Origin of the sequence: Moritella viscosa, from assembly GCF_900120065.1 — a bacterium.
GTDB lineage: Bacteria > Pseudomonadota > Gammaproteobacteria > Enterobacterales > Moritellaceae > Moritella > Moritella viscosa.
Genome location: NZ_FPLG01000114.1, coordinates 197716 through 211183, shown reverse-complemented (window position 1 = coordinate 211183; position 13468 = coordinate 197716). Strand labels below are relative to the sequence as shown.

The 13468-nt window shown below is 39.4% G+C and carries 15 protein-coding genes and 1 other annotated feature; of the genes, 11 read left to right on the top strand and 4 right to left on the bottom strand.

Annotated elements, in window-relative coordinates; genetic code table 11:
- Positions 1–70: 70 nt before the first annotated feature.
- Both BT797_RS19130 and BT797_RS19125 read right to left on the bottom strand, forming a co-directional pair.
- Positions 71–397, bottom strand: a complete 327-nt coding sequence (locus tag BT797_RS19130) for a DUF3781 domain-containing protein (protein WP_244534246.1) — start codon at positions 395–397, stop codon at positions 71–73.
- A 334-nt stretch (positions 398–731) separates the two neighbouring features.
- Positions 732–947: a hypothetical protein gene (locus BT797_RS19125; protein WP_139291708.1), complete on the bottom strand. Its 216-nt coding sequence runs from the start codon at positions 945–947 to the stop codon at positions 732–734.
- Positions 948–1470: 523 nt separating this feature from the next.
- Positions 1471–1590, top strand: a sequence feature (His leader region).
- A 37-nt stretch (positions 1591–1627) separates the two neighbouring features.
- Here BT797_RS19125 and hisG point away from each other — a divergent pair.
- Genes hisG through hisIE form a run of 7 tightly spaced genes read left to right on the top strand, consistent with a single transcriptional unit; the run spans position 1628 to position 8058 of the window.
- Positions 1628–2539 carry an ATP phosphoribosyltransferase gene (hisG, locus tag BT797_RS19120; RefSeq protein ID WP_045110487.1) on the top strand — a complete coding sequence of 304 codons (912 nt, stop codon included), beginning with the start codon at positions 1628–1630 and terminating at the stop codon, positions 2537–2539.
- Positions 2540–2578: 39 nt separating this feature from the next.
- Complete coding sequence (gene hisD / locus BT797_RS19115; protein WP_045110488.1) at positions 2579–3874, top strand: histidinol dehydrogenase; 1296 nt, start codon at positions 2579–2581, stop codon at positions 3872–3874.
- A complete protein-coding gene (hisC, locus tag BT797_RS19110; protein ID WP_045110489.1) occupies positions 3871–4938 on the top strand; it encodes a histidinol-phosphate transaminase in 1068 nt (355 codons plus the stop codon). Before hisD ends, hisC begins: the two co-directional genes overlap by 4 nt.
- A 40-nt stretch (positions 4939–4978) precedes the next feature.
- Positions 4979–6052 carry a bifunctional histidinol-phosphatase/imidazoleglycerol-phosphate dehydratase HisB gene (hisB, locus tag BT797_RS19105; RefSeq protein WP_045110490.1) on the top strand — a complete coding sequence of 358 codons (1074 nt, stop codon included), beginning with the start codon at positions 4979–4981 and terminating at the stop codon, positions 6050–6052.
- The gene (gene hisH, locus BT797_RS19100; RefSeq protein ID WP_045110491.1) at positions 6052–6672 is read left to right on the top strand and encodes an imidazole glycerol phosphate synthase subunit HisH; all 621 of its coding nucleotides are present in this window, start codon (positions 6052–6054) and stop codon (positions 6670–6672) included. Before hisB ends, hisH begins: the two co-directional genes overlap by 1 nt.
- A gap of 1 nt (position 6673) precedes the next feature.
- Positions 6674–7447 (top strand): imidazole glycerol phosphate synthase subunit HisF, encoded by a 774-nt coding sequence (hisF, locus tag BT797_RS19095; protein WP_045110492.1) that lies wholly within the window; start codon positions 6674–6676, stop codon positions 7445–7447.
- The gene (hisIE, locus tag BT797_RS19090) at positions 7444–8058 is read left to right on the top strand and encodes a bifunctional phosphoribosyl-AMP cyclohydrolase/phosphoribosyl-ATP diphosphatase HisIE (RefSeq protein WP_075473182.1); all 615 of its coding nucleotides are present in this window, start codon (positions 7444–7446) and stop codon (positions 8056–8058) included. Before hisF ends, hisIE begins: the two co-directional genes overlap by 4 nt.
- Before the next feature lie 148 nt (positions 8059–8206).
- Here hisIE and BT797_RS19085 read toward each other — a convergent pair whose 3' ends face one another.
- Positions 8207–8680 (bottom strand): Rsd/AlgQ family anti-sigma factor, encoded by a 474-nt coding sequence (locus BT797_RS19085; protein WP_075473181.1) that lies wholly within the window; start codon positions 8678–8680, stop codon positions 8207–8209.
- A 279-nt stretch (positions 8681–8959) separates the two neighbouring features.
- Positions 8960–9598: a lysophospholipid acyltransferase family protein gene (locus BT797_RS19080; protein WP_052678320.1), complete on the bottom strand. Its 639-nt coding sequence runs from the start codon at positions 9596–9598 to the stop codon at positions 8960–8962.
- 350 nt (positions 9599–9948) lie between these two features.
- Here BT797_RS19080 and BT797_RS19075 point away from each other — a divergent pair, with 350 nt between their 5' ends.
- Genes BT797_RS19075 through cydX form a run of 4 tightly spaced genes read left to right on the top strand, consistent with a single transcriptional unit; the run spans position 9949 to position 13412 of the window.
- Entirely contained in the window at positions 9949–10512 is a 564-nt protein-coding gene (locus BT797_RS19075; RefSeq protein ID WP_045110495.1) for a GbsR/MarR family transcriptional regulator, read from the top strand.
- A gap of 20 nt (positions 10513–10532) precedes the next feature.
- Positions 10533–12122, top strand: a complete 1590-nt coding sequence (locus BT797_RS19070) for a cytochrome ubiquinol oxidase subunit I (protein WP_075473180.1) — start codon at positions 10533–10535, stop codon at positions 12120–12122.
- A gap of 11 nt (positions 12123–12133) precedes the next feature.
- The gene (gene cydB, locus BT797_RS19065) at positions 12134–13273 is read left to right on the top strand and encodes a cytochrome d ubiquinol oxidase subunit II (protein ID WP_075473179.1); all 1140 of its coding nucleotides are present in this window, start codon (positions 12134–12136) and stop codon (positions 13271–13273) included.
- 10 nt (positions 13274–13283) lie between these two features.
- Positions 13284–13412, top strand: coding sequence for a cytochrome bd-I oxidase subunit CydX (gene cydX, locus BT797_RS19060; protein ID WP_075473178.1), 129 nt, complete (start codon positions 13284–13286; stop codon positions 13410–13412).
- Positions 13413–13468: the final 56 nt, after the last annotated feature.

Sequence of the window (13468 nt, the reverse complement as noted above, 5' to 3'; positions counted from 1 at the left end):
TAATGCCCAATTAACAGGCAAAAATTATTGGTTAAGATTAGCGATAAAGGAGCAAAAACCAACTAACTTGTTATGCGTTTATAAGCTGGCTCTTGTTAACTGTCTTTGCTGTTATGATAGTAAAACTATGAGAATTAACCGTTAAAATTGCATTTCTCTCTACGCATTTGAAATAATGATTTTTTCCCTTAGTTTCTATATTATCAAGAGGAGTTGAAGCCAGAATTTCTTTTAAATACTCCTCTGTTTCAATGTCTGATAAATGAGTGATATCTAAGTTTTTTCTTATTCTAACAAATCCTAAAGGAGTGTTTTTAAAACCTTCAGTTATTGATACTTTCAAAGCTTCATTCATACGTAAACTTATATCCCACTTAAATAATTGGTTAAAATGCATCGTCATGCTCCGCATAACTTTCAATAACTATTGCTCCTTCATCACATGTAACGCCCAAAAGTATTAGCTTTAATTTACTTTATTTGAGTGCTTGGTACACTTAGGTGGCCTGTTTTTATTTAATAGCCCTATAGTCTCTTTTTGCACCCAACTTGTAACTAATTTATTTGCTAAATCTATCTCTGAGCATCTTCTACAACTTTGTTTTCCATGTGCAGACCAAGCAATATATAAATCTAAAGGGTTAATTTTATTTTCGTGTGCCCACCAATAAATTGATTGGCCACCCGTGTGATGACCAGTTCCACCATCAAAAAAGCCTAAATATCAGCTATTAAATCTCCAACCCGTGTACAAAATCTATTTCCGTTCCCTGTTGTACCACCAAAATATAGTGGCTTTGCTTTGCTTTACTTGTTGGTTGGTTTTCCCAGTGATTGAAAGTCACGATATACACCCCATCATCTTCTGGTGGCCACTCTAGCTCCGTTCCCGCTATACGATCTATAACCGTCCGTATTTGTTGCACTGACGACCACTCGAATATCATGGGTATCTCCGTATTAGAATAAATAAAGCTAACGTTTATCATACGTAATTCCGTATAACGTGAATTTCATAATGATAAACAGTACCAAATATACTATTAATTACAAATAGATAATGATAAATAGCGGTTATAAATCAAATAAAACTGAGGGAAAAACAAGAATTTTTTAAATTTCAATTAACTATATTTTAAATATGTAAAACAAAGAATATTTGGCAGTATAAATCCACAATTTTTCTCTAACAAGACTAGATTCTATATGGAAAATTAATATGAATATATTGTAAATGAGTTACGGATCTAAATTGAACATCCACACAAGTCTCTATTACTGCCTAATTAAGATAATGCAATAAATAAGTACTTTTAATACTAAATAGTAGTAATGGAGGATAATTTATAAATAATTCGCCAAAAAGCATTGCAATTTTATCCTAGATTGTTATTGTGAACTCAACCACACTTATTAGTAACAATATACTAACTGGAAAAACATTATGAATAACAACCTGAAAGTAAACGTGCATCACCATCATCATATTTGATTAGCTTTCAGGCTGTTGACTGGAGGTGTATGCATGCAAACTTCCGGAACTCATTTAGAAAAACCCTCGGAAGATTGAACTTCCGGGGGTTTTTTCGTTTATAGACAATTATTTTGACAAGGTTAAAGGATTACTATGTTAGAAATCAAAAATGAACAACCAAGACTAAGAATCGCAATTCAAAAATCAGGCCGTCTTAGCACTGAATCCCAAAACCTACTTAAAGCAATGGGCCTTAAAATTAACATGCGCGAACAACGTCTGATCGCACACTGTGAAAACATGCCAATTGACCTACTACGTGTACGTGATGACGATATTCCCGGTTTAATCATGGACGGCGTTGCTGACCTTGGTTTCATTGGTGAAAACGAACTAGAAGAAAAAGAACTAGAACGTAAACGTCTTGGCGAACCCGCTGAGTACAAACTGCTTAAACGCATGACATTTGGTGGTTGCCGCTTATCTATTGCTGCAACAGAAGAGTTTGACTACCAAGGCCCACACTCACTAGAAGGCTTACGTATTGCAACATCATACCCTGAACTGCTAAAACGCTACTTAGATAAAGAAGGTGTTAATTTTAAATCGGTCATGCTGAATGGTTCAGTTGAAGTTGCCCCTCGTGCTGGTATTGCAGATGCGATTTGTGACCTAGTATCAACCGGTGCAACACTTGAAGCTAACGGTCTGAAAGAAGTGCAAGACATCTTCCACTCTAAAGCCGTGCTAATCCAAGCAAAAGCAGCTTTATCTGAAGAGAAACAAGCATTAGTTGATCGTTTGATGGTACGTGCTCAAGGTGTAATGCAAGCGAAAGAAAGTAAATACATCATGCTACACGCACCAAAATCACAACTAGATGCGGTAATAGCCCTACTTCCAGGTGCAGAAAACCCAACAGTATTACCACTTGCATCGACTGACGATACAGTTGCAGTACACTTGGTAAGTACCGAGAAGTTATTCTGGGAAACAATGGAAGAACTTAAACAGTTAGGCGCAAGTTCGATTTTAGTATTACCAATTGAGAAAATGCTCGGTTAGTAGCAAACATGCATAAGCAATGTTAAGGGAGGATCAAGCATGAAAACAGTAGTATGGGATCAACTTAGTCAAGCAGAACAATCCGCATTATTAATGCGTCCTGCAATATCAAACTCGGCAAAAATAGGTGACATTGTTACCGATATTATTGCCCAAGTGAGAAATGAAGGTGATAACGCATTAAAAGCATTAACCGCAAAATTTGATAAAGTTGAAACAGATTGTTTACGTGTGACTGAAGCTGAGATCGAAGCCGCAAGTCAACGCGTAGATAATGAAACGAAACAAGCTATCGAGCAAGCACAGCAACACATTCATCTTTTTCATGAAGCACAAGTACAAGATACTATTCGTGTAGAAACGATGCCAGGTGTTGTATGCGAAATGCATACGGTTGCGCTTGATGCTGTTGGTTTATATATCCCAGGCGGCACAGCCCCACTACCATCGACTGTACTAATGCTTGCTACACCAGCTAACATTGCAAATTGTGAACGTATTGTATTAACAACACCACCACCAATTGCCGATGAAATTTTATTTGCCGCCCAATTATGCGGTGTCACCGAAATTTATACGCTTGGTGGTGCACAAGCAATCGCAGCCCTTGCCTATGGATCTGAATCTATACTAAAAGTAGATAAGATCTTCGGCCCAGGTAATGCCTTTGTTACGGAAGCTAAACGCCAGGTAAGCATGGATATTAAAGGGGCAGCTATTGATATGCCCGCAGGCCCATCAGAGGTTTTGGTGATTGCCGATGCTGACGCTGACGCTGGTTTTATCGCAGCTGACTTACTTTCACAAGCTGAGCACGGTCCCGACTCACAATCCATACTCGTTGTATCATCGAATAAGCTAGCGGCAGAAGTTTCTCAAGAAGTTCAACAACAATTAGCGTGTTTGTCTCGACAGGAGATAGCTGTACAGTCTATTGCATCAAGTTTAATTATTGTGACCAATGATATAGACACATCAATTGCAATTAGTAACCTCTATGCACCAGAGCATTTAATTGTTCAAACTGAGAATGCACGTAGTCTGTTGCCGAAACTGAAACATGCGGGTTCAATTTTCTTAGGTGCTTGGTCACCAGAGTCTGTCGGTGATTATGCAAGTGGTACTAACCATGTATTACCAACCTATGGTTACACCAAAACCTATTCAAGTTTAGGCCTTGCAGATTTTACTAAACGCTTCACTGTTCAGGAGTTAACCCAAGATGGTCTCAAGAGCTTGGCGAAGACGGTCACTTGTCTGGCTGATGCAGAAGGACTCGACGCACACAAACGTGCCGTCACAATCAGAATTGATCGTTTGGGAGCAACACTATGAGCAACAAATTAGCACAACTCGCAAGAAAAAATGTCCAAGAACTAACCCCGTACCTATCAGCGCGTAGAATTGGTGGTACAGGTAATATTTGGTTAAATGCCAATGAAGCCCCTGATTCAGGGCACTATTCATTAGACTGCAGTCGCTTAAACCGCTACCCAGAGTTTCAACCTGAATCAGTGATTAAGGGTTATGCCGACTATGCAGGTGTGAAACCAGAACAAGTTATCACCACTCGTGGTGCTGATGAAGCGATTGAACTGCTGATTCGTACTTTCTGTGAGCCAGGAAAAGATAGTATTCTCATTAATCCACCCACTTACGGTATGTATGAAATCAGTGCTGAAACGTGTGGCGTGAATATCATAAGACAGGATCTAGATGCGAACTTCGACCCTGATTATAATGCGATTAAAGCACAGCTAGACACGGTAAATGTTGTGTTTTTGTGTGCACCAAATAATCCAACGGGTAATCTACTTAATACAGATCGCTTAACTGATTTATTAAACGCGGCAAAAGACAAAGCCATTATCGTATGTGATGAAGCTTATATCGAATTCTGCCCCGAAGCATCACAAGTATCATTGCTGCAAGACTTCGATAACCTTGTCATTTTAAGAACACTATCAAAAGCATTCGCGTTAGCATCATTACGCTGCGGTTTTGCATTAGCCAGTAAAACTGTTATTGGTCTATTGTCAAAAGTCATTGCACCTTATCCAGTGCCTGAGCCTGTGGCGCAAATTGCAACTCAAGCGTTAACAGAATCAGGTATTAGCACGATGCAAGCCCGCGTAGCGCAGTTGAATGGTATGCGTAATGCATTTATCGACGAGTTAAATCAGTTGCAGGGTATAGAAAAAGTATTCCCAGCCACAGGTAACTATGTATTAGTACAATTTAACGATAGCCAAAAAGTGTTTAGCTTACTTGGCGAACAAGGTATTGTATTAAGAGATTTTAATTCCAAAGTAAGATTAGAAAATTGTATTCGAATCACCTTAGGCAGCGCGGCTGAAATGAACAATACATTAGTCGCTTTAAAGTCCGTACTCTCTTAATTAATATAAGAGAATTAAAAAATACAAGCAGGAGCCCGATGTGAGCAAGGAAAAATTCTTATTTATTGATCGCGATGGTACATTGATTGATGAACCAATTAGCGATAAACAAGTCGACAGCTTAGAAAAGCTAAAATTTGAACCATTAGTGATACCAGCGTTACTCAAATTACAAAGTGCAGGTTACACGCTCGTTATTGTGTCTAATCAAGATGGTCTTGGCAGCGATAGCTACCCACAACGGGATTTTGATATTCCACAAAATGCCATGATGGAGTTGTTTGCTTCACAAGGGGTTAAATTCGAGTCCGTATTACTTTGCCCTCATTTCACTGAAGATAACTGTAGTTGCCGCAAGCCGCACTTAGGCATGGTAAAAGAATACCTACAGTCAGGCCGTATCGATTTTGCTAACTCGTATGTTATTGGCGATCGTATTACTGATATTCAACTTGCCGAAAACATGGGTATTGAAGGGATCTTCTACAATAGAGATAACTTGAATTGGCCTATGATTGAACAGCAAATACTGAATAAAGGTAATCGTGTGGCGAGTGTAACCCGAACCACGAAAGAAACGAATATCCAAGTTGATGTTGACCTCGACAGCCAAGGTGGTAATAGTATTGATACCGGTATGGGGTTCTTTGACCATATGTTAGATCAAATTGCCACACACGGCGGCTTTCGACTAAAACTGAGTGTATCAGGCGATCTACACATTGATGATCACCATACAGTTGAAGATACGGCACTGGCGTTAGGTAATGCGATCAATCAAGCATTAGGCGACAAACGTGGTATTGGCCGCTTTGGTTTTGTACTGCCAATGGACGAATGTGAAGCATCTTGTTCTTTGGATCTATCAGGCCGTGCTTACTTGCAGTTCAGTGGTGATTTCCCTCGCGATCATATTGGCGAATTTGCAACCGAAATGGTACCGCACTTCTTCCGCTCTTTAAGTGATGGCATGGCGGCAACCCTGCACCTTAAGGTCGAAGGTAAAAATACCCATCACCTTGTTGAAAGTTTATTTAAGGTATTTGGCCGGACATTGCGTCAATGTATAAAAGTAGAAGGCGATGTACTGCCGAGCTCGAAAGGAGTGCTTTAATGGACCAAGCAAGTAGTAATGATAAATTAAATAGCAAGGTTGTTATTATCGATACGGGTTGTGCTAACCTCTCGTCGGTAAGATTTGCCGTTGAACGTCTTGGTTATACAGTAACGATAAGTCGTGAACCCGACGTATTACGCAACGCAGATAAATTATTCTTACCTGGTGTTGGTACTGCGCAAGAAGCGATGAAAAACTTAGCTGACCGCGAACTCATTGAATTAGTAAAAAGCCTCACTCAACCTGTGTTAGGTATTTGCCTTGGTATGCAGTTACTGGCTGAGTTCTCGGCTGAAGATGATGTTGTAACGCTTGGCTTAATTAGTGGCACTATCGACTCAATGCCAAATAAAGGTGTTCGACTGCCTCATATGGGCTGGAATCAAATAATACCGCAACAAGGTCATCCGTTATTCAAGGATATTCCAAGTGGCAGTTATTTCTATTTTGTACACAGTTATGCGCTTGCCGTTGGCAGTGACACGATTGCCACCTGTACGCACGGCGCACCGTTTACTGCTGCCGTGCATAGAGATAATTTCTACGGAGTGCAATTCCACCCAGAGCGTTCGAGTAAAGCGGGTGCACAATTAATCAAGAATTTCCTGGAGATGTAATATGTTAGCAAAACGCATAATACCGTGTTTAGATGTTAAAGATGGTAAGGTCGTCAAAGGGGTTAAATTCCGTAACCATGAATTGATTGGCGACATAGTTCCACTTGCTAAACGTTACGCTGAAGAAGGCGCTGATGAATTAGTATTTTATGATATTACAGCCAGTGCTGACGAACGAGTTGTCGATAAAAGTTGGGTTAGCCGCGTTGCAGAAGTAATTGATATTCCTTTCTGTGTTGCTGGTGGAATAAAAAGTGAAGAAGATGCAGCACGTATTTTAGAGTTTGGTGCTGACAAAGTATCAATCAACTCCCCTGCACTTGCAGATCCAAGCTTAATTAACCGCCTTGCTGCAAAATTTGGTGTGCAGTGCATTGTGATTGGTATCGACAGTTATTTCGATGACGACACCCAAGAGTACAAGGTATACCAATTCACAGGCGATGAAACACGCACACAAGTGACCAAGTGGACCACCTTTGAATGGATCAAAGAAGTTCAGAAACGTGGTGCTGGTGAGATTGTGCTTAATGTAATGAACCAAGACGGTGTTCGTGGCGGTTATGACACAGTCCAGTTATCAAAGGCACGAAAGATTTGTAACGTGCCATTAATTGCATCTGGCGGAGCCGGTGAAATGGCTCATTTTAACAGCGTATTTAAAGATTCCGACGTTGATGGTGCATTAGCCGCAAGTGTATTTCATAAGCAAGTCATCAATATTGGTGAATTAAAAGAATATCTACGAGATCAAGATGTGGAGATCAGAACATGATAACAAACGAACAAATTAACCAACTTGATTGGAAAAAAGTAGATGGTTTAATGCCTGCAATCATTCAAGACTCAGTATCAGGTGAAGTCTTGATGCTAGGCTATATGAATCAAGAGGCTTTAACGGCGACGCGTGAATTAGGTAAAGTGACATTTTTTAGCCGAACTAAACAACGTTTATGGACAAAAGGTGAATCTTCAGAGAACTATCTATTAGTGCAAGAGATCACCAAAGATTGTGATAACGATGCATTACTTATTACCGCTAAACCTTGTGGTCCTACTTGCCACCTTGGCACTGAGAGCTGCTTTGTAACAGAAAACAAACCTGCACTTACTTTTATCGCACAGCTGGATAAAGTATTAGAACAGCGAAAAACAGCGGATCCAGAAGAAAGCTATACGGCAAGTTTATTTGCCCGTGGCACGAAACGCTGCGCACAGAAAGTCGGTGAAGAAGGTGTTGAAGTTGCTTTGGCTGCCGTTGCAAAAGATCGTGACGAATTAGTTAATGAAAGCTCAGATCTCCTATATCACCTACTCGTACTGCTACAAAAAGAAGATGTGCCACTGACTGAAGTGGTTCAGTGTCTAGAAAATCGTCATAAATAACGTTTAAACCGACACTAAATAGGTATTTAGTCGACCTAAATCAGTTAAAACTCAGGATTTTATGAGCCTTGAGTTTTAACTGTATATTTAAACAGTGTTTTGTACTGTGATCAAACTTAGCTTAAAGTGCCAGAACATTTATTTTTTATTAAGCTGTTTGTGTCACTTGCTCAGATAAAGCTGCAATCAATTTATTCTCTAACTCAAAACGTTGATCAAGACCTCCCATAAGTATCGATAAATCACTATCAAATTCATTCAATAGTAAATCAGATAGCTCTGAATATTTATCAGTAAAATATAAGAGAATAGAGGAAGTCTCGCTAATCTGAGGTATAATGAGTTCAAACTCTCCAGGACATAATTTACCGTTCATTTCATATCGTACAATCAGAGCGTCATAAATTTCAAAGTGCCCCATCGAAATATAATCAACTAATGTATTGCAAAACTCTTCAATTGCAAAACTAGTCGGTAAAGTTCGCTTATCTTGACTAAATGGCGGTAACCCTGCAATTTTATAATAACTAACGATCAAATTATGGCGCCTAGATAGTAAAAAATCTATAAGTTCGTTCTTCCCTTCCCATTGCTGAACTGTATTTTTATTTCTAGTTAACATTTAAACATCCCTTTATAAGTAGCTGATTGGTAAACCTATTACATAAATAACGATCAATCAACTAGTAGTATTTAGAAGTATGATTTAAATCCTGTAATTCAGGTTAAAGCTAAATATACCGAGGAGGAGGATTACAACGAATCTAACATCATTAGAGTCATGATTATTACAGTGGAATCTGTCATAATGGCCACTAATATTGTAGTGGCCATTCTTTTATAACGCGTTAGCTGTTAATGATTATGCGTAAATGGAAGAAAAAATATCAGTAGTCAATATTCATTTAAATTTAGCTAAGCAATACTTCTCTTTAAATTTAGGTGTAACACCTTTAAATACCATATCAATTGCCGCCAGATCTTTCTCAATATCCCCAGTGACCTTTATTACATCACCTATGGTTACGCGCTTATTCTTATAATCTAAACGGTACAAAATAATTGGCACATTTGCTTCTAGCGCAATGTAATAAAACCCAGAACGCCAAAAATCTTGATATTTTCGAGTCCCTTCTGGCGACATCGCATAGAGAAACTGCTCTTGAGTATTAAAAATATCAACAACACTCTGCACCATATTGGTCGACTTTGAACGCTCAATCGGCACACCGCCTAAAAAAGTCAGTATATTTTTAAATGGCCAACAAAACATTTCAGATTTTCCCGCCCACTGCACATTCACTTTATTAGCAAATCGCGCGCCCATCAATAATGGAAAATCCCAATTAGACGTATGTGGTGCATAGGCAATCACTGCTTTTTTATATTCGTGTGGGATCGGCTCGCAATACCAGCCCGTCAAATCAAGTATTTTTCTTGCACACGCACTAAAAAACGAATTCTGAGAGCTATCCTTTCTTGTGCCTTTACAATTTTGGTTAGGTTCTACTGAGGATGTACTTTCATTCTTCATTGGCATTATTTAATCCTTATACGCACAATTTATAAACAGTTGATTGATTCACATAAGAACAGTTAAATATCTGGCTAAACAACATAGATATTAACCTTATGTAAATTAACTTAATTTAAAATACTTTATAGCTGCATTAAGTTAGTCTAAATCACAATCACTTACAGAAAGACTACAGGGTGTCATTAAACACTGTTTATAACAAGCATTTGATTAATCTAACCCGCCATATATCATTTTGATATAAATCAACAAAACTTTACACTTATAAATGTATTTCCACAGAATTTGACCTTGATCAAATACTATTAGTGATCTAAACTTTCAGAAATTTCTGAAAGTTCGTTAGGAAGCATGTGAATATCTCCGCACAAAATCAATCTTTTGTTTATCACTTTGGTGAAATGGGCAGTCGTTGGGGCTTTAACCGTACCGTTGGCCAAATGTATGCGCTTCTTGTTATTACAGAAGAACCACTCAGCGCAAATGATCTGGCCAGTGGCTTAAACATCTCTCGTGGGAATGTAAGCATGGGCATTAAAGAATTGCAGTCATGGCAGTTGATTCAAGTTAGCCACATTCCAGGTGATCGTAAAGAATACTACAGTGCTATTGGCAGCATTTGGGATATGGCTAATACTGTATTCAAAGAACGCCGCAAGCGTGAAATTGATCCAACACTCTCTTTGCTTCGCACTTCTTTACTAGAAAAACCTACCGATAGCAGTGATGAGTACTCTCAAAGTAAAATGCAAGAGATCCACGACCTACTGGAAATGGTCACTGAATGGGCGGCAGAATTACAGCGCCTTAACCCCGAACAACTCAGTAGATTAATGAAGTTGGGTGCTGGTGTATCCAAAATGTTATCTGTAAAAGAGCAATTGTTTCCAAATAAAAAAAATAATGATTCTAATTAATCTAGAGGGGTATTATAAAAATGATTAATGAAACCTTAGTAGAGTTATCTCGCTGGCAATTCGCCATCACAGCTCTATTTCACTTCCTTTTTGTGCCATTAACAATCGGTATGACTTGGATCCTGTTTATCATGGAAGCGGTTTACGTGATGACAGGACGTATTATCTACCGTGATATGACTAAATTCTGGGGTAAACTCTTTGCTATTAACTTTGCGATTGGGGTCGCGACGGGTTTAACAATGGAGTTTGAATTCGGTACCAACTGGTCATATTACTCTCACTATGTAGGTGATGTCTTTGGTGCACCGCTAGCAATTGAAGGTTTGATGGCATTCTTCCTCGAATCTACCTTTGTTGGCATGTTCTTACTTGGGTGGGATAGATTAAGTAAACGACAGCATTTAACTGCCACTTTCTTAATGGCAATCGGTACTAATCTATCAGCAATGTGGATCCTTGTTGCGAACGGTTGGATGCAAAACCCTATAGGAAGCGAATTTAACTACGAAACAATGCGTATGGAAATGGTCAGTTTTTCTGAACTTGTTTTCAACCCTGTAGCACAAGTTAAATTTATTCATACTGTCGCGGCTGGTTATGTTGCTGGCGCTATGTTTGTAATGAGTATCAGTAGTTACTACTTGCTTAAAGGCCGCGACGTTGCATTTGCAAAACGTTCATTCTCAGTAGCCTGTGGTTTTGGCGTTGCAGCCATCTGTTCAGTGTTGTTATTGGGTGACGAATCTGGCTATGAAGTTGGCGAAGTTCAACGCGTTAAGCTTGCAGCCATTGAAGCAGAGTTCCATACCGAACCCGCACCTGCCGCGTTTACGTTAGTTGGTTTACCTAATGAAGAAACGATGGAAACAGATTATGCGATAAAAATTCCCTATGCGCTCGGTATTATCGCAACGCGTTCTTTAGACGGTCAAGTGACAGGTATCAGTGATCTTAAAAAAGAACATGAAGCACGTATCCGTGAAGGTATGTTCGCTTATGACTACTTACAGAAATTGCGTAATGGTGAAGAAACACCAGAAAACATCGCCCGTTTCAACGAGCTAAAAGGCGACTTAGGCTATGGTCTATTGTTAAAACGTTATTCTGAGAATGTCATTGATGCAACTGAAGAACAAATTCAGATGGCTGTTGAAGATTCTATCCCACCTGTTGCACCAATTTTTTGGGCATTCCGCATAATGGTTGGCTGTGGCATTGTTATGTTTGGCCTATTCATCTTAGCCTTCTACTTTAACGCGCGTCGTCAAATTGAACAGAAACGCTGGTTATTAAAAGCAATTCTATTCGCCCTACCATTACCTTGGGTTGCTATTGAAACAGGCTGGTTCGTTGCTGAAGTAGGTCGTCAACCTTGGGCTATCAGTGAAATTTTACCAACTTTCATGGCTACATCAAGCCACGAAGCAAGCTCAGTACTCTTCACTATGATTGCATTCATTGCCGTTTATAGCATTTTGTTCGTTATTGAAATGTGGTTAATGATTAAGTTTGCGAAAATCGGTCCAAGCTCGCTACACACTGGCCGTTACCATTTTGAGCAAGAAGAACAACAAGCATCACCACAATTACGTCAAGACAAATACTAAGGGCTTAGATTATGTTTGATTATGAAAGCTTAAAACTTATCTGGTGGTTAATCATCGGTATTTTACTTATCGGTTTTGCAGTGACCGATGGGATGGATATGGGCGTAGGTAGTTTACTCCCCTTCGTTGCAAAAGATGATACTGAACGCCGCGTTGTAATCAATACGATTGCCGCTCACTGGGACGGTAACCAAGTATGGTTAATTACAGCCGGGGCATCATTATTTGCTGCATGGCCAATGGTATATGCAACCGCATTTAGTGGTTTCTATTTTGCCATGATGCTGACACTTTTTTGCTTATTCTTACGCCCACTTGGCTTTGATTATCGCAGTAAGATTGATTCACCAAAATGGCGCTACAACTGGGATAAAGCCCTATTCGTTGGCAGCATGGTTCCGACATTAGTGTTCGGTATTGCATTTGGTAATTTACTGCAAGGTGTACCATTCAACTTTGATGAATTTATGCGTGTAACTTATACAGGCTCATTCTTTGCTTTATTCAACCCATTTGCGCTACTTAGTGGTGTAGTCAGTGTTTCTATGGTGTTGATGCACGGCGGGACCTGGTTATCAATGCGTACAGATGAACAAATTGCTGCTCGATCAGCAAAAGCAGCGCAGATATTTGCAGCTGTACTTGTTGTTAGCTTTAGTCTGGCAGGCCTAATGATTGCCACTTCAATTGATGGTTTTATCATTCAAAGCACGATAGACCCATTTGCCCTTGCGCAGCCAACAACAAAAGTTGTAACAACAACAACCGGCGCTTGGTTAAATAACTTTAATGCACATCCTGTACTTTGGTTATTACCAACAACTGGTATTGTTATGGCTATTCTCGCGGGCTTACTTGCACGTTTCAAACCGGGTGGTCTAGCGTTTACTGCAAGTGCATTATCAATTGCCGGGGTGATTTTCACGATGGGCGTGTCTATGTTCCCATTTATTATGCCGTCAAGTAGTATGCCAAATCACAGTTTAACCTTATGGGATGCGGTATCTAGTGAGAAGACATTAAACATAATGCTGATTGTGGTCTCGGTATTCTTACCAATCATCCTTTGTTATACCACTTGGTGTTATAGCAAGATGTGGAGAACGGTAACACGTACAGAAATTGAAAATAATAATCATTCATCATATTAAGGAGTAAAACATGTGGTATTTCAGTTGGATTCTAGGTGTTTTACTGGCTGTTTCTCTCGGTATCATTAATGTAATGTGGTACGAAATGGAGCAGCACACGGACAACGTGGCAAAAGATCAAGATGACCAAGATGATTAAAAGAATGAAAAATAAGGATTAAGCTCTGCGCCCAAGGATGGGCGTCTGTTTCTAAA

Excerpts from the sequence above, each read along its gene's own strand:
- BT797_RS19130 (WP_244534246.1), bottom strand. The coding sequence starts at position 397 with ATGCATTTTAACCAATTATTTAAGTGGGATATAAGTTTACGTATGAAT.
- BT797_RS19080 (WP_052678320.1), bottom strand. The coding sequence starts at position 9,598 with ATGCCAATGAAGAATGAAAGTACATCCTCAGTAGAACCTAACCAAAAT.
- BT797_RS19085 (WP_075473181.1), bottom strand. The coding sequence starts at position 8,680 with ATGTTAACTAGAAATAAAAATACAGTTCAGCAATGGGAAGGGAAGAAC.
- cydB (WP_075473179.1), top strand. The coding sequence starts at position 12,134 with ATGTTTGATTATGAAAGCTTAAAACTTATCTGGTGGTTAATCATCGGT.
- hisD (WP_045110488.1), top strand. The coding sequence starts at position 2,579 with ATGAAAACAGTAGTATGGGATCAACTTAGTCAAGCAGAACAATCCGCA.
- cydX (WP_075473178.1), top strand. The coding sequence starts at position 13,284 with ATGTGGTATTTCAGTTGGATTCTAGGTGTTTTACTGGCTGTTTCTCTC.
- hisC (WP_045110489.1), top strand. The coding sequence starts at position 3,871 with ATGAGCAACAAATTAGCACAACTCGCAAGAAAAAATGTCCAAGAACTA.
- hisF (WP_045110492.1), top strand. The coding sequence starts at position 6,674 with ATGTTAGCAAAACGCATAATACCGTGTTTAGATGTTAAAGATGGTAAG.
- hisG (WP_045110487.1), top strand. The coding sequence starts at position 1,628 with ATGTTAGAAATCAAAAATGAACAACCAAGACTAAGAATCGCAATTCAA.
- hisIE (WP_075473182.1), top strand. The coding sequence starts at position 7,444 with ATGATAACAAACGAACAAATTAACCAACTTGATTGGAAAAAAGTAGAT.
- hisH (WP_045110491.1), top strand. The coding sequence starts at position 6,052 with ATGGACCAAGCAAGTAGTAATGATAAATTAAATAGCAAGGTTGTTATT.
- BT797_RS19125 (WP_139291708.1), bottom strand. The coding sequence starts at position 947 with ATGATATTCGAGTGGTCGTCAGTGCAACAAATACGGACGGTTATAGAT.
- BT797_RS19070 (WP_075473180.1), top strand. The coding sequence starts at position 10,533 with ATGATTAATGAAACCTTAGTAGAGTTATCTCGCTGGCAATTCGCCATC.